The sequence below is a fragment of the Acinetobacter sp. ESBL14 genome (assembly GCF_036668815.1).
Classification (GTDB): Bacteria; Pseudomonadota; Gammaproteobacteria; order Pseudomonadales; family Moraxellaceae; genus Acinetobacter; species Acinetobacter gyllenbergii.
Genome location: NZ_JAZEVS010000009.1, coordinates 20,923 through 44,467, shown reverse-complemented (window position 1 = coordinate 44,467; position 23,545 = coordinate 20,923). Strand labels below are relative to the sequence as shown.

Below are 23,545 nucleotides of genomic sequence, written 5' to 3'. Positions count from 1 at the left end.
AATATACACGCACGCAAAAATTATCAATATAAAGCAAGGGAAAGTCATGCCATATAGTGTTTTTATTAGTGGCGCCGCACAAGGAATTGGCGCTGAAATTGCCCGTCTTTTTCATCAAAAAGGCTTTAAAGTCGGAATCTATGACATCAATGAAGAACAAGCACAGGCTTTAGCTGCAGAACTTGGAGTACACGCCAAAGCAGGTTACCTCGATGTGAGTAATTACGACCAATGGCAAACTGCATTGCAAGAATTTCAGAATTGGGCAGGTGAACTCAACATTTTGATTAACAATGCAGGCATTTTGTATTCTGGCGCATTTGAAAATACACCAATCCAATCACATCACCGCACCATTGATATTAATGTTAAGGGTGTTCTCAATGGCTGTCACACCGCCTTAGTCCATCTACAACAAGCCAGCTTTGCCCGAGTGATTAACCTGTCCTCAGCATCCGCGATTTATGGTCAGGCCGATCTAGCTTCTTACTCAGCCAGCAAGTTTGCTGTGCGCGGTTTAACCGAAGCGTTGGACGTGGAATGGCAAAAATACAATATTCGTGTCTTAGACGTGATGCCCCTGTTTGTACAAACCAGCATGGTGAAAGATATGGATGCTGGGAGTATTCAAAATATTGGTGTGGATCTAACCCCTGCCGATGTCGCAAAACAAGTGCTGCATTTGGCGCAACAAAAAGACCATGCCTTGCTTCCAACCCACACCCCTGTTGGGATAAAAACCAAACTGATGTATCAGTTATCCAGCATGAGCCCACAGTTCTTAAACCGACTCACCAATCTCTTTTTAGCGAAGCGCTAAAAAAAAGAGGCTTTAAATACATTAAAGCCTCTTTTTAATAACTTGAATCGTTAATTGCTAAAACAGCCTAAACGGCAAATCGTGAATCCCACCCATTCACCTATCAGATGTTCATCACTTGAAACCACAACATCTTCAACCTGTAAAACCTGACAATCAACGACAACGGGATTCACATCAATAATTTGACCAAATGCATGATAAGCCCAACCGCTAAGATGCACTAAACCATACTTTTGTTCGGCGTTATTGTTGAATATTTCATCCCAACTTTCATCATCAGCACACTGTATCGACCAGTCAAAATCAAAACAGTGCTGCTCCTCGTTCTTCACCTCATCAAGGCTAAACTCATCAAATACATGATAGATCTGTTGATCAACCTCGATCACAGCAGCTAAATATCGCCCTCTAGTCGAGATTAACTTTGCACGAGGCATCGTATGATCATCCCTTCCGAAATATGATCAATTAGCTACCTTGAACCAAACGTCTGGCACTGATAATCCCAGGTTGCTGCTCTAAACGAGCCAACAAACGTGACAACTGTGCCAAGCCCTTGACTTCAATCAATAACTTCATATTGGCAATACCATCTGCTTCAGAAATGGTATTGACCTGACGAATATTGATTTGGTCTGAGAAAATCACCTGTGTCAAATCTTTGAGTAAACCACGACGATCATACGCTTCTACCACGATCTGCACACTCTGACCGCGGGTTGGCTGCATTTCCCAATCGGCTTCAACCGCACGCTCAGGTTCTTGCGTGGTCATACGTAAATAATCTGGACACGCAATCTTGTGAATGCTGACACCACGGTTCAAAGTGATATAGCCGCCAATCGACTCACCATGTACAGGCTGACAACATTGCGCAATATGCAACTCAACATTATCCAACCCATCAATCAAAATCCCATGCGCCGATAAAGTATGGCTAGCACGTGGATTTAACGCAGGTTTTAACACCAGTTCTGGCTCGTCCTGATCCAAGTGCATCTGACGATTCACTTGATTCATCAAGGCATGCAGGCTGATATCACCACTGACCAAGGCAACCAGAATATCATCACCTGCTTTCAGATTGAAATGCGATGAATAATCTTTCAGGTCGATACTTTTCGGGTGAATCGCTAAACGGGCCAACTCTTTATTAAGCAACTCACGCCCAACTTCAACATTCTTACTGCGATCTTGTTGTCTAAACCAATGACGAAGCTTGTCACGTGCACGCGCAGTCTTGATATAGCCCAGCGAGTTTACCAACCAGTCACGGTTCGGTTCTCGATCTTTCTTGGTTAAAATCTCAACCTGTTCACCTGTCTTTAAGGTGTAGGTTAAAGGCACATAACGTTGGTTTACACGTGCCGCATAACACTTATTGCCGACTTCGGTATGCACATGATACGCAAAGTCTAAAACGGTTGAACCCCGTGGTAATTCTTTGATATCCCCATCACGGCTAAACACATAGATCTTTTCAAAATTCTCAAAATCTTGAATCTGATCAATGCCATTCGATTCTTCATCTTCACCATGCGGTGTGGTTTCAGTACGCTCTTGATAGTGCTCAAGCACAGCACGTAATGAATGTAAGCGATCGTTAAAGGAATGATCGGTATTCTTAGCACCTTCTTTATAGTTAAAGTGCGAGCACACACCCAGTTCCGCTTCGTTATGCATCTCAAAGGTACGAATTTGCACTTCAAGAGATTTATTCTCAGCAATCACTGCGGTATGCAATGAACGATAACCATTGGCCTTCGGATTAGTCACATAGTCATCAAACTGGTTCGGAATATGACGCCATATCTGATGTACGATGCCCAAAGCGTGATAACAATCTGGGACACTTTTCACCAACACACGTACAGCACGAATATCGTAAAGCTGATCGAAGCTCAGATTTTTACTTTTCATTTTTCGATAAATCGAATAAATGTGCTTCACACGCCCAGTGATTTCGGCCTGAATATCATAAGCCGCCAGTTCAGTTTTCAATTTATCGATGACAAACTGAATATACTGTTCACGCTCCAAACGCTTCTCATTCAGTAAAGAGGCAATCTCTTTATAGCGTTCTGGGGCTAAATAACGAAAAGCAAGATCTTCCAATTCCCACTTGAGTTGGGCAATCCCTAAACGATGCGCCAGTGGTGAATAAATGGTGAGAATTTCACGTGCAACACGTTCCTGACGTTCTTTACTTGCGGTTGCCAATTCACGCAGCGCATAGGTTCGTTCTGCCAGTTTGATCAATACAACTCGCACATCTTCCGTCACTGAAATCAGCATTTTATAAATGCCGTTTAAGTGTTCACGCTGGTTATTATTAAAGTGATCTTCTAAACGTTTGTTCTTTTCAATCAACTCAGACAGTTTACCCATCGCAAGTGTGCCCTTCACCAGGCCCAAAACTTGCTCGCCAAACTGTTGTTGGATGTCCTCTAAGGTAATCAACCCCTCACGTACACTCCGATATAACACCGCCGCTGAAAGCGTGTCTTCATCGACATGTAAATGGGCCAAAATATCCGCCATACCAATCCCGGTACTAAAGGTATTGATACGATGATTTCCCGTCGCTTGTAACTCTTTTGCTAAGGTCAGCTCCGCAACTTGTTGAAGTTGCTTCAGCTCTGCCCCATCCAAAATACCACGCACTCGATCTAGCCAAGAGACTAGACTACTTTGCGCTTCAGCGGCATGTTCTACAGTCGCTTCCTCAGACAACTCTTGGAGTCGTCCAGGTAACTGCTCACGTACTGTGACCATACCTTTCTCCTCTGGATATGTAACTCATTTTTTAATCGTTTATCTCTTCGATTTTTTCAAGCCGTTCAACTTTTTCAAACAGGGCAATCGATTCAACATGTTCAGTATGCGTAAACATGTCCATGACTGCTGCTTTCTTCAATTGATAGCCATATTGTGCCAGTACACCTGCATCCCTTGCCAGTGTTGATGGGTTACATGATACATAAACGATTCTTTTCGCTCCAAAATTAGGTACATATTGCATGACTTCAAATGCACCTGATCGTGGAGGATCAATTAATAATGCATCAAATCCTTGTTTCGCCCAAGAATGATGCGAAAAGTCTTTTGTTAAATCTTGTGAAAAGAACGCCGCCTGAGACAAATGATTTGCTTGCGCATTCTCAGTTGCTCTGTTGACCATCTCATCACTTGCTTCAACACCGACCACTTGACCTGCCTCACCCACACAACGTGCAATCGGGAGTGAAAAATTACCTAACCCACAGAATAGGTCCAGTACTCTTTCCCCTTTCTGTAACTGAAGCAATTCACATGCCAACTGAATCATCTGTGCATTTACCCCACTATTGACTTGAGTAAAGTCTAAGGGTGAAAACGCGAATTTGACGGCAAAATCATCTAAACTGTAATGCAAACGCATTGCCGCTTGTGAATCATCCACGCGATGTAAGCTATCTGCCCCTTTTGGCTGCAAATATAACTGCCATCCTTTGAGTAACGTAAATTGACGTAATTCGTTGACATCCGACACATTTAATTCATCTAAGTGGCGAATTAATAATGCAACCTCGCTGTCGCCCATTGCCAATTCTATATGACCAATATGCGCTTTGCCTGTAAGACTTTCGAGTAGTTTTTTAAGTTCTGGTAAACATTCAGATAAAGTTTGATCCAGCACTTTACACTGCTGAATTGCAGTTAAATGATTGCTGTGGTGCTCACGAAAGCCCATCACCAATCGATTTTGCTTGGCAATATAGCGCACCCCAATTCGAGCACGACGACGGTAATCCGCTTTGACTGAACGAATCGGATCGAGCCATTGTTCAGGTTGTAATCCCGCAAAATGTTCTAAATGCGATTTTAAAACGTTTTGTTTTAACACAATCTGTTCATCAGGATGAATATGCTGCAAGCTACAGCCACCACACACCCCAAAATGTGGACAAATCGGATCAACTCGCCCTTTCGCTGGCTCACTCTCCAGCTTAATCATATCCGCTTCTTCTAAGCGTGAAGTTTGATTGCTAATCTTGGCCTGCACCGTTTCACCAACAAGGGCATAACGGATAAAAACTTTCTTGCCGTGTTTTTCTTTAGGATGATCTGGATGCGTTCCATAATGCGCAATGCCTCGCCCCTCATGAGAAAATGCCTCGATCTGAAAGGTATAGCTTGGATATTGCGTTGGACGTTGTTTCGCTTTGTGTTTCAAAAGATGAACCTAATTTTTTGGCGCAAAAGTATCTGCGGTGAATACAGTATATTGCGATGTTTGCTGCCATACCTGTAAAAAATCTGTTTGTTGCGTTTGCGTTTGTAAATAATCAATGGTGGATTGAACTAAATACTGATGATCTTTTTGATTCAACTGGCCTTTGAGCAACAACCAACGAAGATAGACCAACCACGTATTCAATACATCACCTTCGCAATAGCTGGTCAATTCTAACCATTGTTTGTTACGAACATATTCAGGCACATGATAGCCTGTTTCACCACGCTTACCTGGAAAACCAAGTAAACAGGCAATATCATCCAGTTTCTGGAAATTACGACCATTAAACATCGCCATCACATCCATCAAATCGACATGACGATGGTGATAACGGTTCTGATAGTTGTTAAAGCGTTTTTGCTGATCAATTTCACCTTGATCAAACAAGCTCGGTGCAGACAAGCCATGGTACATGGCACGAAACAGAATCACAGGCAAATCAAATTGCGAGCCATTCCAACTGACCAGCGTCGGCTGCTTCTTGTCAAAGATCGATAAGAATTTTGCCAACATCTCAGCTTCGCTGTTCTGTTCCTGGCTAAATGAAAACAGACGATAACCTTTTTCATCAATCCATAAACCAGAAATACAGACGATTTCATGCAGCGGCAAACGTTGAAAGTCCATCCCCGACTCTTGGCGACGAATTTTGGTGAGCGCCTGCTCTACATCTGTTTCGGGTAAATCAAGATGATAAAGATGCGCACCTGCTTTTAAATCGGTCAGGGTCTCAATATCAAAAACTAAAATTGGAAAACGTAAATTCATCTCAAAATTCCCTTACGGAGCTGCAATACAGCTCCCTTCAACCAAGGGTGAGCTGCAAGTATAACAGCGTAAGGTCGAATCTTAGTCTTCATCTTGTACTGAGAATAATCCCGTCGATAAATAACGATCACCGCGGTCACAGATAATGCAGACAATCACCGCGTCTGGTTGTTCTTCTGCAATTTTAATCGATGCCCAGACTGCGCCGCCAGAAGACGTTCCCGCACTGATGCCCTCAGTACGTGCCAACTTACGCATGGTTTTTTCTGCTTCAATTTGAGGAATATCAATGATGCGGTCAACACGGCGACGATCAAAGATGGTCGGTAAATATTCTTCTGGCCAACGGCGAATCCCCGCAATGCTTGAGCCATCTGAAGGCTGTAAGCCCACAATTTGAATATCAGGGTTTTGCTCTTTCAGATATTTAGAGACCCCCATGATGGTTCCCGTCGTCCCCATTGAGCTGACAAAATGGGTAATCTTCCCGCCTGTTTGCTGCCAGATCTCAGGACCTGTGGTCAGGTAATGCGCCTCGACATTATCAGGGTTACCAAATTGATTCAGCACAAAGCCTTTGCCTTCAGCCTGCATTTGTAAAGCAAGGTCACGTGCACCTTCCATGCCTTGCTGCTGCGTGACTTCAATCAGCTCTGCACCATAGGCCAACATCGCATCTTTACGCTCTTGGCTCATGTTGTTCGGCATGATCAGCTTCATTTTATAGCCGCGCATAGCCGCAACCATAGCCAAAGCGATCCCAGTGTTGCCACTGGTCGCTTCGATCAAGGTATCCCCAGGTTGAATCTGTCCGCGCTTTTCCGCTTGAACAATCATATTATAGGCAGGACGATCTTTCACCGATCCTGCTGGATTATTACCTTCTAATTTTGCTAATACCGTGGCTTGGGTATGACACGCTAAACGTTGCAAACGCACCAAAGGGGTTTTACCGACATAGTAATCCAGTAAAAATTCATCTGCTAAAAAATCAGTTTGCGTATTCGTCATGATCGACACCGATATTAAGGTGGCGACTATTGTATGAAAAAAACAGAAATACTGCACCATTTCACTCTGCTTTTTATTGGCAAGCAGATGTCTTCGCTTATCATAAAGCATGCTAAGATGTTGCGCAGAATGATAAATCTGACCGAACTATGTCAAATTTCAATAAGACCATATCGAAACGCTTACGCCTCAATCATGCCTATGGGCAATTGATTGCACTCATTTTAGTGCCGATTGCCATATTGACAGGTGTTGGCATTCTTTGGGTTTTATCCGAAACGACCAGCTCTGCAAAATCACAACAACGCTCTGATGCGTCTGCAATTTTGGCACGTTACCACCAAACTGCGAATGACCTATTAAAACTGGTTCAAGAACAACCCGATCAATATGATCGCGCGCAAAACATCATGCAGAAAATGTTTGATGAAAAAAATCTACAGCGTGCGGTACTGATTGATAATCGTGGTCAAACCTATTTAAGTGTTGGTTACCAAAACAATCGCTTTTGGCCAAACTTTCCAGAAAACAGCAATTTCTTTGGTCCAATTTCGCACAATCACAACAGTATTTATGGCTCGAAACTCGACAGTGCCGACCCTAACGCTGTTTGGTTGATGATTGAGTTAGACAACCAACCCCTCGAATTGGCTCGCTATAAAATCCTACTGTCCTTGGTTGTGACGGGACTGATTACCATACTGATTCTCCTGTTCTGCTTAAATGTGTTCTCTCGTCGCTGGTTGGCGCCGTTATATGAAATTCGCATGCAAATGCAACGCCTCAACGCCGATACCCTTGATCAGCATATTGTGGTGAACAGTACCGGTGAGCTGCGTTTACTACAGCGTGATATCGCCAATGTAGTGAAACGGCTACACTTTAGTTTCTTAGAGTTAAAAGAACACACTGAACAAACCGAAGAAGATTTACGTCGAACACTGGACACCCTAGAAGTTCAGAACATTACCTACCGCCAAGCACGTGACCAAGCGATTTCATCAAACCAATCCAAGTCGGTGTTTTTGGCCAACATCAGTCATGAACTCAGAACTCCGCTGAATAGTATTGATGGCTTTATTCATTTATTACTGCGCCAGCAAAACCTAAGTAATGAGCAAAATCTCTACCTGCAAACCATCCGAAAATCATCAGCACATCTATTGGCACTGATTAATGACGTGTTGGATTTCTCTAAAATTGATGCAGGCAAACTTGAGCTCGAAACTGCACCCTTTGACCTTGAAGAAGCCATTTTTGATGTGATGGATATGCTCTCGCCATTGGCAGCGCAAAAGCATATCAATATGGCCTTCTACTATGCAGAAAATATTCCAAAGCATGTGGTCGGTGATGCGCTACGCTTTAAGCAGATCCTGACCAATCTGATTTCCAATGCGATCAAGTTCACCCCTGATGGGGAAATTATTGTCCGTGTGCGTATGGAAGATGATGAAATCGGACAATGCTTACTGCATTTTAGTGTACAAGACAGCGGTATTGGGTTGAGTGGTACAGATCGCAAAAAGTTATTTGAATCGTTCTCTCAGGGGGATGCGTCGGTAACACGTCAATTCGGTGGAACAGGACTTGGTCTTGCCATTTCCAAACAGTTGGTGCATTTGATGCATGGACAAATTGGCTTTGAAGATAACCAAGAACGCGCGCCAACTGAAAAAGGCTCAACCTTCTGGTTTACCGCTTCATTTAAAGTGGAAGAACAAGATGAGTTTGTTGAACATCCACGTTTCGACCATTTGCAAGTGGTGTCTTATCTCGCCCATCCTGCAACAGCCAGCGTACTGCGTTCATATTTAGAGAATTATCATGTCTCTCATATTGAGACCCAATCCATTCTGGATTTATTCAGTCGCTTAAATCATCTCAATCAACAAGAAAACACATGGTTGATTGTCGACCATAGTGGTGATACCGAAGCTTTACTCAAAGAAATTCGTCAACGTTATCATGGCAATTTGGCGGTTTATGGCTATCAGATGAGTCTTGAGCCCAACATGCTGAATGAGTATCGTGCACGTCCATTGTATCAACCGCTAAGTCGCCGTGAGTTGGTACAATTGCTCGGCAATCAACCTGTTTTCGAGCAAGAGCCTGAAGACTTTAACGGTCAGGGGTTGCATGTCTTGGCGGTGGATGATCACCTACCAAACTTAATTGTACTTGAAGCCTTGCTCGGTGAGTTGAATGTCACCACCACCAAAGCGTTGAGTGGACAAAAGGCCATCGACATTATCCAAGAACGGATCGAACAAAAGTCTCCACCTTTTGACTTGGTGTTTATGGATATTCAAATGCCGGTCATGTCTGGGATTGATACTACGCGTGCCATTCGTTCGCTCGAATCCACACTGGATTCAGGCATGCAACTGCCGATCATTGCACTCACCGCGCATGCATTGGCGGATGAAAAACAAAAGCTACTCAAAGTTGGTATGAATGACTATGTGACCAAGCCAATCCAGATGGAGCAAATCATTCAGATACTAACTCATTGGACCAAAAACAATTTCACGACTCAACCAGCAACAACCGAGCCGAAGCGCCCAACCGAATCAATTGATCCACAAATTCTGAACTGGCAACAAAGTGTACAGCTTGCAGCCAACAAAGAAGATTTGGCACAAGACTTATTAAATATGTTGGTGGATAGCTTTGATACTGAACTGGCTGAAATGCAGCAATTGATTGAGATGGAAGATTTCCCTCAACTGGAACATGTGCTACATCGTCTCTATGGTGCAACCCGCTATGTCGGCACGCCGAACTTGCAGCAAGTGTCCGGTGAGTTTGAGCAATTTGTCTCGACCCTACGCAAAGAACGTCGCAAGGCTGATGATGTGTTTATCCGTGAAACCAATCATCGTTTCAATGAGCTCAGCACGGCGATTGAACAGGTTCGACAGGCGGCTAATTTGATCTTGCATAGCTACGATAATTAACGTGACTGCCCTGTCATGTTTCAATGCAGGGACTCATGTTATGCTGCCAAATCAAACACAATAAGAGTAAGGCAGATGGCACTTTTACGCGTTGAAAAGAACAATGGAATCGCAACAGTTTCCTTAAACCGTCCAGATAAACGTAATGCAATGAGCTTTGCCTTACTCAAAGAACTGGTGGCAACTGCAAAAAAAATTGAAAAAGATCGTTCAATCCGTTGTGTCATTCTCACGGGTGAAGCACAGGTCTTTAGTGCAGGCATCGACCTTTCTGATTTAAACAATCCTAAAAATACCGCTTTTGCAGCATGGGAACTGATTAAGCCTGGACAAAGTCTATTTCAAAAAGCATTCTTGATTTGGCAGAACCTACCAATCCCTGTGATTGCAGCAATCGAAGGCTATTGCTTCGGTGCTGGGATGCAATTGGCTCTTGCTGCCGATATCCGCATCGCAACACCAAACACGCAAATGTCGATTATGGAAAGCCGTTGGGGCCTTGTACCTGACATGGGTCTCACCCGTTCACTCAAAGGTCTGATTGGGGTCGATTTGGCTAAAGAGCTGACACTCACAGCACGTATCTTTGATGCCAAATATGCCAACGAGATTGGTCTAGTGACTCATTTAGACAATAATCCATTAGCAAAAGCAAACGACATTGCTGAAGAAATTTTACAACGCTCGCCAGATGCCATTATGGCAGCCAAACGTGTTTTGGATGCGATGGAACACCAACCGGAAAAAGCATTACGTTTAGAAAAACTTTGGCAACTCAAGCTACTCTTGGGTAAAAATAGCAGTCTGGCCCGCAAAAAGGACAAGAACCCAGAAGTTCAATTCTTACCACGTCAATACAAATAATCATAGACATTGAATATCAGATCATTTGAAATCTGATATTCAACTTCTTAAATAATTATCAACTTATGTTTCATTCTAAAATAATCAGCTTAATCATATTCTTTTCCTGTGCACAAACGGTTTATGCGACTCAATGGATTGAGGTTCCTGCCAAAGAGAATGCTTGTAATATTCATGTTTTTTATGATCAAACTTCCGCTCAAAAAAACATTCTGCTCGAAAAATATGATTTTAGTGAAATGAAAGCATGCGATGAAATTTATAAAGGTCAGGCTTACTTAACCTATAAAAGCAAGATGAATTGCATTACCCATGAATTCAGTCCAATAGAACAAACTTTTTATGCAAAGGATGGAAGTTATAAAAATTATCCTGAACGCTTCAATAGTTCTGTTCAACCGATCCCCAACAGTACGCCAGACCGCTTACTTACCGAAGCTTGCCGAATAAAAAAAGGAAATACATCTCCATGATCTTGAATCAAAAAACACCAATCGCTTTCTTGGGTATGGGTTTAATGGGTACACGGATGGCCAGCCGACTCTTACAAGCAGGTTATCCTGTGGCAGTCTGGAACCGTAGTCCGCTCGCATGTGAACCTTTGCAGCAGCAAGGTGCATTACACTTAAAGCTCGATGATATCGGCAGCTACCCTGTTATTTTGACCTGTTTAGCCGATGATCAAGCAGTGCAAAATGTTTTCACCCAAATTCAACCGTATTTGAAAGCTGAGCAGATCATTGTTGATTTCTCGAGCTTATCGGTGTCTGCGACGCAACAATTGGCTCAGTTTGCTCAACAACAGCAGGTCACTTGGATTGACTCGCCTGTATCAGGTGGCACTATGGGGGCTGAACAAGGTACATTGGTGATTTTTGCTGGCGGTGATGCGAAGACGATCGAGCAACTCACCCCGATTTACAATGTACTTTCACAGCGTGTCACCCGTATGGGAACGTCAGGTACCGGACAAGCGACTAAAATTTGTAATCAGCTGATTGTTGCCGCCAATAGCACCCTGATCGCAGAAGCAGTCGCTCTTGCCGATCAAGCAGGCGTTGATACTACCTTACTCGCACCTGCACTCGCTGGCGGTTTTGCCGACTCAAAACCCTTTCAAATCCTTGCGCCGCGGATGGCAACACATACTTTTGAACCCGTACAATGGAAGGTGCAAACTCTATCAAAAGATTTAAACAATGCCCTACTTCTGGCACAAAGTTTTAACTTAAAGATACCCGTAGCACAAAAAGCTCTATTACAGTTACAAGCTCACCAAGAAAATGGCTTTGCTGATAAGGATTTAGCGACTATCATCAAAATTACACAACAATAATTATTGATTCAGGGAGTCCGAACATGAGCCATCTTGCAGTCAATTTATCCATGATCTTTACTGAAGTGCCTTTAATCGAGCGTTTCGCCTTAGCACACGCTCACGGTTTTCAGCATGTAGAAATTCAATTCCCCTATGAACTCGATGTGATTGATATTCGAACTCAACTTGAGCAACACAATCTTTCCCTCGGCCTGATTAATGTCCCTGCAGGTGACTTGATGCAAGGTGGCAATGGACTTGCAGGTGTGCCAGGGCGAGAAATTGAATTCCACCAAGCACTTGAGCTGGCAATTCGTTACGCCACTGCACTGGATGTGCCACGCGTGAATATTCTCGCCGGTAAACAACCGCTGGATGCCGATCTGCTGCCTTGTCTCAACACGCTTGCAAGCAATCTAAAACTGGCCTGTCACATGCTGACCGAACAAGGTATCGAACCTGTGTTTGAAATGATTAATGGCACCGATATGCCACGCTTCTTGGTTCAGAACATTGCCCAAGCCCAAGAAATGCTGGAAGCCATCAATCATCCTGCCCTAAAAATGCAATATGACTGTTACCACATGGCGATGATGGGTGAAGATGTATTAGCGGGATTACAGGAAAATATCGATCAGATTGGGCACATCCAATTTGCCGACTGTCCAGACCGCCATGAACCTGATACTGGAAATATCCCCTACAAACAAATCTTTGACTGGTTACAGCAAAGTGACTACCAAGGTCTTATTGCAGCGGAATACAGACCAAAAATCCAGTCAGATCAATCTTTTGCATGGAAAAATAAGTATTTTTCCAATGATGTGAATACATAAACTGTTACTGCTAAAATTTGAACTTTTTAGAGAAAAACGGTATATTTGATGATGAGTAATTGTCAGGAAAATATACCCTCTATGAATTTAGAACCATCGCCCAGCGCTTCTAATTCTCACGACCTAAAAATCAAAACAGCGAACAAAGATGTACAAGCGTGCCTAAACGTTGTACATGAAGCTCTCACTGATGTAAAAGCCAAAGATATTCTTGAACTTGACGTAAGTACGATCAGTAATGTTGCCGATGCAATTGTGATTGCAAGCGGTACGTCGACTCGTCATGTTAAAGCCCTTGCAGACAATGTTGCTGATGAAGCACGTAAAGCTGGTTTCCGCCCAATCGGTGTCGAAGGTGAACGCGATGCTGAGTGGATCTTAATCGACCTCGGTTTTGTTGTGGTACATGTGATGTTACCAACCGCGCGTAAGTTCTACGACTTAGAAAGCTTATGGCGTGCACCCGAATCTGTAGCGTAAAGCTCCTCAAAAAAAGCGACCGAATAGGTCGCTTTTTTTATAGCGAATTCAAGTCAAAAATAGCTCTAAACAAGAACACCTAACAAGCCGATTTAGCCCTAAATTTCCGACCATTCGTTGTAAAATATAATCGCAGTGCTAGTATTAAATCCTCTCTTCAAGTACAGCTAGAATAAAATGAAAGATTCAGCCGCATGGATTGAAACACTCCATAAGATTACTGGATTGGCTCAATCAGGTTTGCACTATAGCAAAGATGTATACGATAAAGAGCGTTATGAGCAATTACTTGATCATGTCCGCACCCTGATTGAATTAAAAGAAATTGATACCACTCATTTTATCCCCGATGTACTGCAGGATATTGGCTATGCAACACCCAAAATTGATGTGCGTGCTGTTGTCTTTAAGGACAATAAACTGCTATTAGCCAAAGAGACACAGGATGGCTTATGGTCTATTCCTGGAGGTTGGGCGGATGTTGGCTATTCCGCTGCAGAAAATGCTGAAAAAGAAGTCCTTGAAGAAACAGGATTAGAGGTGAAGGCGGTTAAACTCCTCGCACTCACAGATCGTAGAAAGCACCCTCACCCCGCCATGTTCTTGCACGTATATAAAGCCTTTTTTTGGTGTGAACTGATTGGTGGTGAACTCAAGCCAAGCATCGAAACCTCTGAGGTGGGTTTCTTTGGCAAGGAAGAATTACCTCCAATTTCGACGGCGCGTGTTACAGAAGCACAAATCCACCAATTTTTTGAGTTATTACAAGGACTACCCGAGAACACCTATTTTGACTAAGCTCTAACTCAATAAGCTTATAAAAAACAAAAGCTTAAATAATGACACTTGTATCATCTAAAGATGAGCAAATACCAGTCATCTCCCATCTTTAAATTTGACATGACAAATTGTCAAAATTGCAGCACTATACAGATTCTTGCAATCCCACTAAGAAATAGCATAACTGGAGTACAGGAAGTGAAAATACTGATTACAGGTGCCAATACAGGCATTGGTTTTGCCACAGCAGAACAGTTGGTTAAACAAGGGCAACACGTCATTCTAGCCTGCCGAAACCCACAGAAAGCGCAACAAGCACAAAACAAATTACGTGCACTCGATCAAGGTCAAGTTGACCTCATCTCCCTCGACCTCAACAGCCTTGAACTCACCCGAAAAGCCGCAGATGAAATTGCAGATCGTTATGGCAATCTGGATGTGTTGATCAACAATGCAGGCTTATTTGCCAAAACCAAACAACTGACTGCGGATGGTTTTGAGCAACAGTTTGGCGTCAATTATTTGGGTCATTTTTTATTAACCCAAAAATTACTTCCTGTTTTAAAACAATCGCCTCAAGCACGTATTGTCCATTTGGCTTCGATTGCACATTGGGTCGGTTCAATCAAACCCAATAAATTCCGCGCAGAAGGCTTTTACAATCCGTTGTTTTATTATGGACAATCCAAGCTTGCCAATTTACTGCTCAGCAATGCATTGGCAGAACAGCTCGCTGATAGCTCAATCACCAATAATGCCCTACACCCAGGAGGTGTCGCTTCGGATATTTATCGCGATCTGCCTAAGCCTGTCTATGCGGCAATGAAACTAGGTCTCGTCCCAACCTCTGTTCCTGCAAACCTGATTACCCAAATGGCAATTGGCGATGAATGGAAAAACCGCAATGGAGAATATGTCAGCGCCCATATGCCGGATTGGAAATCTTCACATGCCAAAAATCAGCAATTGGCACGGGATCTATATCAACAATCAATGAATCTTGTAGCAAAGTTTCTTTAAAACAAATCACCCCAAATAAAAAAGCCACCTAAGGGTGGCTTTTTTATTTGGGGTCAGTTTAGTGACCACCACCATTGATTGCTTTTGTCATATCTTCCACAACTTTCTTGGCATCACCGAAGATCATCATGGTTTTTTCATTGTAGAACAAGTCATTGTCTAAGCCAGCATAACCTGTCGCCATAGAGCGCTTGATCACCATGATGGTACGTGCTTTATGCGCCTCAAGAATCGGCATACCATAAATCGGTGAAGTCGGATCGTCTTTCGCCGCAGGGTTCACCACGTCGTTTGCACCAATCACCAGTACCACATCTGTTGCAGGGAAATCTGAGTTAATCTCATCCATTTCCAAGATGTCTTCATAGGCAACATCTGCTTCTGCTAACAATACGTTCATGTGACCAGGCATACGACCAGCAACTGGGTGAATCGCGAAGCGAACTTTTACGCCCTGCTCTTTCAAGATTTCACACAATTCTTTCACCGCATTCTGTGCACGACCTTGCGCCATACCATAACCCGGTACAATCACAACGCTGTCTGCATTTGACATCAAGAAGCCTGCGTCATCTGCTGAACCAGAACGATGGTTACGTTGAACTTGCTCACCCTTATCTGCCGATGCAACTGCTGCACCACCCATTGCACCACCAAACAAAACGTTGATGATTGAACGGTTCATCGCCTTACACATGATGTAAGAAAGAATCGCACCAGAAGAACCTACAAGCGAACCTGCAACGATCAACATATTGTTTTCAAGTGTGAAACCAATACCTGCCGCAGCCCAACCAGAGAATGAGTTCAAAAGTGATACCACAACTGGCATATCACCACCACCGACTGGTGCAATCCATACCCAGCCAAATGCAAGTGCAAGTGCTGTCATTGCCCAGAATGCAGTCATATTATTCGTTAAGAAGAATATGATGCCTGCTGCAAGCATTGCAATAAAGATAAGCGCTTGAACAGGTTTAACCCATGCACCAGAAATGGTTTTTGCCCATTTCTTCGCAGCTAATTTACCGTAAGCAAATACAGATGCAGTAAATGTGATCGCACCCACGAAGCAGCCAACAAACAATTCAAATAAATGAACCTTACTCATATGAGCATGTTGTACGCCAGCAGCAGTTAAAGCAGCTTCATTTTCAGCAAATAATGCCGTCAATTGGTTGTTATGCAAAATTGCAGCAATTGCAATTAATACCGCAGCCAAACCGACCAATGAGTGCATTAATGCAACTGTTTCAGGCATTTGCGTCATTGGAACTGTTCTCGCACGAGCGATACCAACAATACCACCTAATACCATTGCACCAACGATCATCCAAACAACAGGATGTTCTGCAACAAAGAACGTTGTTGCTACAGCAATCGCCATAGCGATCATACCGTAACGGTTACCTGCAATCGCAGTCTTAGGACCTGACAAACCACGTAAGGTTAAGATAAAAAGGACGGCACCGATCAGGTAGAACCATTCCGCATAGTCTCGAATAAATTCCATCGATTAGCCCTCTTTTTTCTTTTGCTTTGGCTTGAACATTTCAAGCATACGTGCAGTTACAGCAAAGCCACCAAAGATATTGATACTTGCCAAGAACACAGCAATCGCACCAAGGACACTGACTACGTTTACGCTTTGAAATGCAACATTTGCATCTAATCCAATCACTGGCATACCCACAGTTTGGATCATTGCTCCAACAACAATAATTGAAGACAACGCATTGGTTACTGCCATAAGTGGTGTATGTAACGCAGGTGTTACACCCCAAACCACGTAATAACCCACGAAGATGGCAAGGACGAAAATTGTAATCGTTTCAACCATGAGAACTCTCCCTTAACCGCGCTTGAGCAGTACTTGACCGCCATGTGTCACAAGTAACGCTTTTTGGATTTCTTCTTCTTGATTGATCGCAAAAGCTTTATCTTTGTCGAATAATGTCTCAAGGAAGTTAAAAACGTTACGTGCATACAATGCAGATGCTTCAGTTGCAACTGTGCCTGGAATATTTGGAATACCCAAAATCTTCACGCCATTTTCAGTTGTGACTGTTTCGCCTTCTTTAGAACCTTCAACGTTACCGCCCGTTTCAACTGCCATATCTAAAATGACAGAACCCGGTTTCATTTTGGCAACGGTTTCAGCTTTAATTAAACGTGGAGCATTACGACCTGGAATCAATGCAGTGGTGATTACGATGTCAGCATTTGATACAGCTTTATCTACAATCGCAGCTTGATCTTTAATGTATTGCTCACCCGGCTGCCAACCATAGCCGCTTTTCGCAGCTTCAGCAGCACGTTGTTTTTCTTCATCGGACATTGGCACATCAAGCCATTTACCGCCTAAAGACTCAACCTGCTCTTTAGCTGTTGGACGTAAGTCAGTTGCTTCAACCACTGCACCCAAACGTTTTGCAGTCGCAATCGCTTGAAGACCCGCAACACCAACACCCATAATCACAACACGCGCAGGTTTCACAGTACCTGCAGCCGTCATTAACATTGGGAACATACGTTGATATTCAGCCGCAGCTAACAATACAGACTTATAACCCGCCAAGTTTGCTTGAGAAGAAAGTACGTCCATATTTTGTGCGCGTGATAGCGTACGTGGCAGTAATTCCAACGCAAAAGCAGACACTTGCTGAGTTGCAAACTGGTCTAATTCTGGATTGCGGTAAGGGTCAAACATTGCAATTACAGTCGTATTTGCCGCAAGCTTTTGAATTTCATCGCCTTTAGGGGCACGTACCTTCAAAATAATTTGGCTGCCTGTATAAGCATCGTCCGTAATGGTTGCGCCAACTTGTTCATAAGCACTGTCAATATACGCAGCTTTAACACCAGCACCACGTTCAATGACAATACTATGTCCTGCGTTAATCAACTTCTTAACTGTTTCTGGTGTAGCCGCTACACGACTTTCACCTGCAACAGTTTCGGTTGGGATTCCGATCTGCATGAGCGTTCCTCAAGCTAGTTTTTCTTAAGTAAACATCGCCAAGAGCAATGTTTCCCCCAGGAGTATTCTTTGTAGAAATTTGGATTCTAATGGAACTTTTTTAAATTTCCACCCAATATTTATTTAATAAATACCTATATTTTGAACTGATGATTCACATTTATATTTAGAGCTTGTATGATCCGCAGGTTTGTCTTTTGATCGAACAAGGCAGATCTTTCATCTCTTCTTCACATACAAATCTGACCGCTTACGCACTGAATCGGTTCATTTCTATACTGTGCCCTTCCTGATTTGGACGATCACAGCGGTATCTATTCAACATCTCTACTTCTCATCCTGATCATCAGGAGCGTTTAACCAAATCCATTTTCATCGACATTGGTTATTTCTTTGACGCTCTAGCGATGTATTGGTTGAATCGGCATCATAATCATGCAGTTGTGGCGAGGGATTGGCTTCTCTTCACTTTATATTGGTCTTTTCGGCGAGTTTTTATCAAACAATTTATAACAAGCCGTCAAGAGAGCCTATAAAGGGAGGTTTCTCTTTATCAATAAATCTGAATTGAATGAAGTAAATTGCTCAGAAAAATTTAAAAGAATGAAAAAAACTTAAATAGGCATTTTTTCAAGTGATATTTGTATGGTTTTGTCTAGCAAAAGCCGCTTTATTGCACAATATTGGTGCAAATATTAAACACCCACTCAATTCATCGCTTCAATTTAATTTTTAAAAAACCCAAATACGGAAAAATCGCTCATTTATTCTGACTTCTGCTGGCTTTAGGTTCAAAATATTCTTGACCTCAAGTTAGATTGAGCTTTGATACTGAGGCATCTCCATCTTCAATGTGATGTGTCAGGATGAAACCGACCTTTAAAATGATCAATCCCAGTGAACTTTATGATCCACGCAGTAATGGCTATAGTCATGTGACCATTGTTCCACCCAATATGCGGATCATTCATATTGCAGGTCAGGGGGGTGAAAATAAAAATGGTGAGCTCTCTAAAGATTTTGACCAACAGGTACAACAAGTCTTCTATAATATTCAACACGCTTTAACTTCAGCCCAAGCACAACTGTCAGATATTGCGGTTTTACGTATGCTCGTGGTTGACCATAATGCGGAGAAACTTCACATCTTGGCTCAAACCATACAACACTTATGGCCGCAGCATGCCTTTCCTGTCTGCACCCTTATTCCTGTATCACACTTGGCATTAACAGGGATGCAAATTGAAGTTGAAGCAACCGCCTATACCGCATAAACCAGTAATAGAGAAAATTATGTCTGCCCCTCAAGATATTAGTCAAAATAAAACCTTACTTTGGTTTATGGCTGCAGCATGTGGTTTATGTGCGGGTGCCAACTATTATAGTCAGCCTTTGATTCACTCGATTCAGCAGTATTTTGCAGTGACCGAAGGTCAAGCGGCGCTTACAGTAACTTTTGCGCAAGTCTCTTATGCACTTGGCCTGCTGTTTATTGTCCCAATGGGCGATGTGGTGAACAAAACCAAATTCATTCCTTTGCTCATGGTATTTTGTGCTGTAGGTTTATTTATTAGTGCTTTCTCGGTCAACCTACCCATGCTTTGGCTCGGTACCGTCATGGCAGGGCTATTCTCCGTGGCAGCGCAGGTATTAATTCCGCTTGCCACCATGACGGTGAAACCCGAAAAGACGGGTGAGGTCATTGGTTTCTTGATGAGCGGATTACTGGTGGGTATTTTACTTTCCACCAGTCTTGCAGGCTTGTTTTCTAATCTATTCCATTGGAAAGTCATTTATGTGGTCAGTGGCGTGCTCATGCTGGTCTTGGCCTATGCCCTGAAAAGCCGCTTACCTTATGCCATGCGCATGAAAATGAATTATGGCCAAGTGTTTGTCTCCATGGCGCAATTGCTCAAACAAGAGAAACGCTTAGTCTTACGCGCGCTTGCAGGTGGTTTTGCTTTCGCTGCGGTCAGTATTTTGTATTCAACAATTGCGCTACTGTTGACCTCAGCACACCAACTTCAGGATCTTTTAATTGGTATGGTGCCTTTGGTCGGGATCTTTGGTGCCCTTTCTACGCAATATATCGGTAAATATGCAGATCAGGGCTATACCAGCCAATTGACTTGGATAGGTTGTGGCTTATTTATTCTGAGTTGGATCTGCTTCTATTTTGGACAAACATTTTTATTCAGTTATATTCTCGGCTTTGCATTGATTCAGTTGGCATTGGCCTTAGTCCATACCAGCAATCAGAGTGTGATTTTCCGTTTACGTCCTGATGCGAAGTCTCGTATCAATGCCATTTATATGACCGCCTACTTTACTGGGGGTGCATGCGGTTCAGCCCTTGGTATATTTGCCTGGAATCACGGCGGCTGGAGCATGACTTGTTTGGCTGGAATCAGTCTGGTCTTTGCCTGTATGTTATTTAGTTTCTTTGACCATCTTTTGACGAAGAAAAACAACATGATCACCTCCTAGATACTCATCCACATAGTGAAAATTGAAGTGATGGGGATCAGCATTGGTGAATTGATCACAAAACTCGTATAATGCTGCCCTTTCTTTGCTTGTCCACATCCGAGATCTGTTTATGCAATCACTTGAATCATTAAAGCCACGTATTTCCGTCGCGCCGATGATGGATTGGACCACCAAGGACTATCGTTTCTTTGCACGCCTGTTTAACCCAAATGTGGTGCTCTATACCGAAATGGTGACCACGGGTGCGATTATTTATGGCGGTGCCAATCGTCACCTAGATTTCAATCAACAAGAACAGCCAATTGTGCTGCAACTCGGTGGTTCTAATCCACAAGAACTAGCAACTTGTACCAAAATGGCAGAAGACTGGGGTTATAACGAAGTCAATTTAAATGTCGGCTGCCCAAGTGATCGCGTACAGAATAATAAAATTGGCGCCTGCTTAATGGCAGAACCCAATCTGGTGGCTGAATGTATTCACAGTATGCAAAAAGCAGTTTCGATTCCAGTGACGGTAAAACATCGTATCGGGATTGATGACATGCATTCTTATGAAGAGATGCTGCATTTTGTCGATACAGTTGCTGCAACAGGCTGTACTCACTTTATTGTGCATGCACGTATTGCCATCTTGCAGGGCTTATCTCCAAAAGAGAACCGTGAAGTCCCACCCTTGCGTTATGACGATGTTTATCGCCTTAAACAAGAACGGCCACACCTCACCATTGAAATTAATGGTGGCATCAAGACCTTTGAAGAAACACAGCAACATTTACAGTATGTCGATGGCGTGATGATTGGTCGCGAAGCCTACCATAACCCCTATCTATTGGCGGAGATGGGACAGCTCTGGAATTTGGAAACACCTGATCGTTTTGAGATCATGCAACAAATGATGCCTTATATTCATCAACGTGTGGCCGAAGGTGCACCGCTTTCAATTATCACCCGTCATATTCTGGGCTTATTTCAGAACCTACCAGGTGCACGTAAATGGCGTCAGGCGCTGAGTGGTGGTAATGCCAAAACCATCACCGACATTGAAAATGCCATTCAGAATATTCAAGCTGCGATGCAACGCACTGAAGATTATTTAAAAGAGCATCAGAACTAATCTGATACGCTCAGCATAACGTTTTCATTGGGACATAGCGCAAACCGCTATGTTGCATCTGCGTTGAACTTGCTATAAATCCGAACTTCTCATCCCTTGAGCTTAACAACTCGCATTAACCGTTATGCTCAAGCAAGGTTTCACAATTTTATCTTTCAGAAACAACCAAAGTTAGTTTAAGCTTTTTTAGCTAACTGAAACTCTTCATAAGAATCAAAAGGCATCTGTGTTTTTGTATCAATGATTTCAGTCAGTTCATCACCTAACATTATCATATTCCGAGTGGGAACACCTTGTAGCTGAATCTTTAACTGATCATTATCCAGAAACTTAAATTGTCCTGCATATATTTTAGCTGGGCGATTATCATTATTATTGGTTTGTTCCAATACAAAGGTTTGATCTGCATTAATTTTAAGATCAATTCCTGTACCCAAACAGCCATCACAACTGGTCACGCATGTCGCACATGGAACGACACCAGAATAATGCCCTACCCATGCCTTGAGCTCAGGATGATTGACTGATTGTTGCTTATTTGAGTGTACATCTGGTGTTTGTGCTTGCGCATTACTTTGATTTTTTGCCTCATTCGACTGTGAACATCCCAAACTGATACTGGCAAAAACAAAGGAAGTCAGCAATGTCTTTTTCATATCCGATTTCCCTCAAACTCAATATTTAAAATTCATTGCAGGTTCGATACTACGCGGCGCATCACTATACGTTCAGGAATGCGACCAAAGCAAGTGCTTCAATACATATGTTCGCCAAAGACGATATTTTTAGATTTAATGTAAAAAACACTACGGCTCAATGGTTCTGTTTTTTATTCAAAATGAGGTGATTTATATTGAAGTGTTCACAACCAAGCGTCGCAATATTGAACTGAATATTTTAAAAACGCTTGTATTCAAAGCAAAGTCTTTGATATATGGCTGAATGAGTTGCGCGATCTAATCGAAATCAGAAAACTTTTCTGGATGGATAATTTCAAGTCACCTTTTAAATATTTTTATAATAAACATAAGCTTGTAATAAAACCACCATTAAACCAAATCAGATCAACCACACTAAATTGCCTAATTTTCAATCAAAAATGAAATATAATCTTACAAATCATTTTATTGAAACTTATTAACCAACAAATTACTGATAATGAAAAAGATTCTTAACTGCTAATTTACCCTAAGTGATCAGTACAACAGCTCAAATGTTATATTATTACGTTACATTTCAGTTTTTTTAAGATTTATCGCTTACTATGGGCGCCGTAATAAATTCTGGCACACGTTCAGTTGTTTTGAAAATGCGGTAGAGATGCACAATGATTTATGATGTACCTTCAGTTGATCACAGTATGATTCACCCACCCTCGCAACAGGTGGTTATTCCTTATCGAGAAATGCCGAAGCCTGCATCAGTACCAGCAATTGATGTTGATAAATTCTCTCAGAAATTGGCAAAGCGTGCCTCTTATCGTAGTTCATCACAATGCGCTAAATTTGTCAGAATCGCCCTACAGTCAGCAGGTGCCAATATTGTCCAGCATCCAGTGGCTGCGTCAGACTGGGGCCGCACTCTACAGCAGATTGGTTATCAAAAAATTACACCTGCGTTTAACAACCCGCAACCTGGTGATATTTACATTATCCACCGCACTAAAAAGCATCGCTATGGGCACATTGCTGGCTTTACGGGTTCACAATGGGTTTCTGATTTTAAGCAAACCAGTTATGACGTCTATAAAGACCCAAATGTCACCTATACCTATTACCGTTTACCGCCGCAATATCCACAGGCTTAATCAATTGAAATCTGA

General features: G+C 42.7%; 22 protein-coding genes. 13 read left to right on the top strand and 9 right to left on the bottom strand.

What is annotated here, in order from left to right; translation table 11 throughout:
* The first annotated feature begins 46 nt into the window (after positions 1-46).
* Positions 47-820 carry an SDR family oxidoreductase gene (locus tag V6E90_RS20315; RefSeq protein ID WP_171553404.1) on the top strand — a complete coding sequence of 258 codons (774 nt, stop codon included), beginning with the start codon at positions 47-49 and terminating at the stop codon, positions 818-820.
* Positions 821-870: 50 nt separating this feature from the next.
* Here V6E90_RS20315 and V6E90_RS20310 read toward each other — a convergent pair whose 3' ends face one another.
* The 5 genes from V6E90_RS20310 to cysM form a co-directional block, all read right to left on the bottom strand.
* Positions 871-1,260 carry a hypothetical protein gene (locus V6E90_RS20310; RefSeq protein WP_171553405.1) on the bottom strand — a complete coding sequence of 130 codons (390 nt, stop codon included), beginning with the start codon at positions 1,258-1,260 and terminating at the stop codon, positions 871-873.
* Positions 1,261-1,291: 31 nt separating this feature from the next.
* Positions 1,292-3,598, bottom strand: coding sequence for a RelA/SpoT family protein (locus V6E90_RS20305; protein ID WP_016542061.1), 2,307 nt, complete (start codon positions 3,596-3,598; stop codon positions 1,292-1,294).
* Positions 3,599-3,629: 31 nt separating this feature from the next.
* Positions 3,630-5,039: a 23S rRNA (uracil(1939)-C(5))-methyltransferase RlmD gene (gene rlmD / locus V6E90_RS20300; RefSeq protein ID WP_332606309.1), complete on the bottom strand. Its 1,410-nt coding sequence runs from the start codon at positions 5,037-5,039 to the stop codon at positions 3,630-3,632.
* Positions 5,040-5,048: 9 nt separating this feature from the next.
* Positions 5,049-5,870: a 3'-5' exonuclease gene (locus tag V6E90_RS20295; RefSeq protein ID WP_262757859.1), complete on the bottom strand. Its 822-nt coding sequence runs from the start codon at positions 5,868-5,870 to the stop codon at positions 5,049-5,051.
* An 81-nt stretch (positions 5,871-5,951) separates the two neighbouring features.
* Positions 5,952-6,881: a cysteine synthase CysM gene (cysM, locus tag V6E90_RS20290; protein ID WP_004655699.1), complete on the bottom strand. Its 930-nt coding sequence runs from the start codon at positions 6,879-6,881 to the stop codon at positions 5,952-5,954.
* Between the two features lie 149 nt (positions 6,882-7,030).
* On the opposite strand from cysM, the gene V6E90_RS20285 reads away from it, so the two are divergent.
* The 8 genes from V6E90_RS20285 (at position 7,031) to V6E90_RS20250 (ending at position 15,139) form a co-directional block, all read left to right on the top strand.
* Positions 7,031-9,841, top strand: a complete 2,811-nt coding sequence (locus V6E90_RS20285; RefSeq protein ID WP_332606308.1) for a GacS-like sensor histidine kinase — start codon at positions 7,031-7,033, stop codon at positions 9,839-9,841.
* 75 nt (positions 9,842-9,916) lie between these two features.
* Positions 9,917-10,705, top strand: coding sequence for a crotonase/enoyl-CoA hydratase family protein (locus V6E90_RS20280; RefSeq protein ID WP_332606307.1), 789 nt, complete (start codon positions 9,917-9,919; stop codon positions 10,703-10,705).
* A gap of 65 nt (positions 10,706-10,770) precedes the next feature.
* Positions 10,771-11,178: a hypothetical protein gene (locus tag V6E90_RS20275; RefSeq protein ID WP_262757858.1), complete on the top strand. Its 408-nt coding sequence runs from the start codon at positions 10,771-10,773 to the stop codon at positions 11,176-11,178.
* The gene (locus tag V6E90_RS20270; protein ID WP_262757857.1) at positions 11,175-12,041 is read left to right on the top strand and encodes an NAD(P)-dependent oxidoreductase; all 867 of its coding nucleotides are present in this window, start codon (positions 11,175-11,177) and stop codon (positions 12,039-12,041) included. The genes V6E90_RS20275 and V6E90_RS20270 overlap by 4 nt, the downstream gene beginning before the upstream one ends.
* Before the next feature lie 23 nt (positions 12,042-12,064).
* Positions 12,065-12,859 (top strand): hydroxypyruvate isomerase family protein, encoded by a 795-nt coding sequence (locus V6E90_RS20265; RefSeq protein WP_016542053.1) that lies wholly within the window; start codon positions 12,065-12,067, stop codon positions 12,857-12,859.
* 81 nt (positions 12,860-12,940) lie between these two features.
* Positions 12,941-13,339 carry a ribosome silencing factor gene (gene rsfS / locus V6E90_RS20260; RefSeq protein WP_004655709.1) on the top strand — a complete coding sequence of 133 codons (399 nt, stop codon included), beginning with the start codon at positions 12,941-12,943 and terminating at the stop codon, positions 13,337-13,339.
* Between the two features lie 177 nt (positions 13,340-13,516).
* Entirely contained in the window at positions 13,517-14,137 is a 621-nt protein-coding gene (locus V6E90_RS20255; protein ID WP_332606306.1) for an NUDIX hydrolase, read from the top strand.
* 180 nt (positions 14,138-14,317) lie between these two features.
* On the top strand, positions 14,318-15,139 hold the full coding sequence (locus tag V6E90_RS20250; protein ID WP_332606305.1) for an SDR family NAD(P)-dependent oxidoreductase: 822 nt from the start codon (positions 14,318-14,320) through the stop codon (positions 15,137-15,139).
* Positions 15,140-15,197: 58 nt separating this feature from the next.
* Here the strand turns inward: V6E90_RS20250 and V6E90_RS20245 are convergent, their stop codons facing one another.
* From V6E90_RS20245 to V6E90_RS20235, 3 genes are read right to left on the bottom strand one after another with little or no spacing between them, the layout of a single operon-like run.
* Positions 15,198-16,652 carry an NAD(P)(+) transhydrogenase (Re/Si-specific) subunit beta gene (locus V6E90_RS20245; RefSeq protein WP_171553414.1) on the bottom strand — a complete coding sequence of 485 codons (1,455 nt, stop codon included), beginning with the start codon at positions 16,650-16,652 and terminating at the stop codon, positions 15,198-15,200.
* A gap of 3 nt (positions 16,653-16,655) precedes the next feature.
* A complete protein-coding gene (locus V6E90_RS20240) occupies positions 16,656-16,979 on the bottom strand; it encodes a proton-translocating transhydrogenase family protein (protein ID WP_005051598.1) in 324 nt (107 codons plus the stop codon).
* A gap of 12 nt (positions 16,980-16,991) precedes the next feature.
* On the bottom strand, positions 16,992-18,119 hold the full coding sequence (locus V6E90_RS20235) for a Re/Si-specific NAD(P)(+) transhydrogenase subunit alpha (protein ID WP_065344047.1): 1,128 nt from the start codon (positions 18,117-18,119) through the stop codon (positions 16,992-16,994).
* A gap of 866 nt (positions 18,120-18,985) precedes the next feature.
* On the opposite strand from V6E90_RS20235, the gene V6E90_RS20230 reads away from it, so the two are divergent.
* The 3 genes from V6E90_RS20230 (at position 18,986) to dusA (ending at position 21,723) form a co-directional block, all read left to right on the top strand.
* Positions 18,986-19,393: a RidA family protein gene (locus tag V6E90_RS20230; protein WP_332606304.1), complete on the top strand. Its 408-nt coding sequence runs from the start codon at positions 18,986-18,988 to the stop codon at positions 19,391-19,393.
* Between the two features lie 19 nt (positions 19,394-19,412).
* Positions 19,413-20,606 (top strand): MFS transporter, encoded by a 1,194-nt coding sequence (locus V6E90_RS20225; protein WP_332606303.1) that lies wholly within the window; start codon positions 19,413-19,415, stop codon positions 20,604-20,606.
* 112 nt (positions 20,607-20,718) lie between these two features.
* Positions 20,719-21,723: a tRNA dihydrouridine(20/20a) synthase DusA gene (gene dusA, locus V6E90_RS20220; RefSeq protein WP_332606302.1), complete on the top strand. Its 1,005-nt coding sequence runs from the start codon at positions 20,719-20,721 to the stop codon at positions 21,721-21,723.
* A gap of 176 nt (positions 21,724-21,899) precedes the next feature.
* Here dusA and V6E90_RS20215 read toward each other — a convergent pair whose 3' ends face one another.
* Complete coding sequence (locus V6E90_RS20215) at positions 21,900-22,379, bottom strand: copper resistance protein NlpE N-terminal domain-containing protein (RefSeq protein WP_016542024.1); 480 nt, start codon at positions 22,377-22,379, stop codon at positions 21,900-21,902.
* A gap of 671 nt (positions 22,380-23,050) precedes the next feature.
* Between V6E90_RS20215 and V6E90_RS20210 the strand changes: the two genes are divergently transcribed.
* Positions 23,051-23,530, top strand: a complete 480-nt coding sequence (locus tag V6E90_RS20210) for a CHAP domain-containing protein (protein WP_332606301.1) — start codon at positions 23,051-23,053, stop codon at positions 23,528-23,530.
* Positions 23,531-23,545 lie beyond the last annotated feature (15 nt).

Coding starts and splice junctions, on each gene's coding strand:
- dusA (WP_332606302.1), top strand. CDS start 20,719: ATGCAATCACTTGAATCATTAAAGCCACGTATTTCCGTCGCGCCGATG.
- V6E90_RS20275 (WP_262757858.1), top strand. CDS start 10,771: ATGTTTCATTCTAAAATAATCAGCTTAATCATATTCTTTTCCTGTGCA.
- V6E90_RS20215 (WP_016542024.1), bottom strand. CDS start 22,379: ATGAAAAAGACATTGCTGACTTCCTTTGTTTTTGCCAGTATCAGTTTG.
- V6E90_RS20295 (WP_262757859.1), bottom strand. CDS start 5,870: ATGAATTTACGTTTTCCAATTTTAGTTTTTGATATTGAGACCCTGACC.
- V6E90_RS20230 (WP_332606304.1), top strand. CDS start 18,986: ATGAAACCGACCTTTAAAATGATCAATCCCAGTGAACTTTATGATCCA.
- cysM (WP_004655699.1), bottom strand. CDS start 6,881: ATGACGAATACGCAAACTGATTTTTTAGCAGATGAATTTTTACTGGAT.
- rsfS (WP_004655709.1), top strand. CDS start 12,941: ATGAATTTAGAACCATCGCCCAGCGCTTCTAATTCTCACGACCTAAAA.
- V6E90_RS20280 (WP_332606307.1), top strand. CDS start 9,917: ATGGCACTTTTACGCGTTGAAAAGAACAATGGAATCGCAACAGTTTCC.
- V6E90_RS20210 (WP_332606301.1), top strand. CDS start 23,051: ATGATTTATGATGTACCTTCAGTTGATCACAGTATGATTCACCCACCC.
- V6E90_RS20255 (WP_332606306.1), top strand. CDS start 13,517: ATGAAAGATTCAGCCGCATGGATTGAAACACTCCATAAGATTACTGGA.
- V6E90_RS20270 (WP_262757857.1), top strand. CDS start 11,175: ATGATCTTGAATCAAAAAACACCAATCGCTTTCTTGGGTATGGGTTTA.
- V6E90_RS20315 (WP_171553404.1), top strand. CDS start 47: ATGCCATATAGTGTTTTTATTAGTGGCGCCGCACAAGGAATTGGCGCT.
- V6E90_RS20310 (WP_171553405.1), bottom strand. CDS start 1,260: ATGCCTCGTGCAAAGTTAATCTCGACTAGAGGGCGATATTTAGCTGCT.
- V6E90_RS20235 (WP_065344047.1), bottom strand. CDS start 18,119: ATGCAGATCGGAATCCCAACCGAAACTGTTGCAGGTGAAAGTCGTGTA.
- V6E90_RS20285 (WP_332606308.1), top strand. CDS start 7,031: ATGTCAAATTTCAATAAGACCATATCGAAACGCTTACGCCTCAATCAT.
- V6E90_RS20245 (WP_171553414.1), bottom strand. CDS start 16,652: ATGGAATTTATTCGAGACTATGCGGAATGGTTCTACCTGATCGGTGCC.
- V6E90_RS20265 (WP_016542053.1), top strand. CDS start 12,065: ATGAGCCATCTTGCAGTCAATTTATCCATGATCTTTACTGAAGTGCCT.
- V6E90_RS20225 (WP_332606303.1), top strand. CDS start 19,413: ATGTCTGCCCCTCAAGATATTAGTCAAAATAAAACCTTACTTTGGTTT.
- V6E90_RS20240 (WP_005051598.1), bottom strand. CDS start 16,979: ATGGTTGAAACGATTACAATTTTCGTCCTTGCCATCTTCGTGGGTTAT.
- V6E90_RS20305 (WP_016542061.1), bottom strand. CDS start 3,598: ATGGTCACAGTACGTGAGCAGTTACCTGGACGACTCCAAGAGTTGTCT.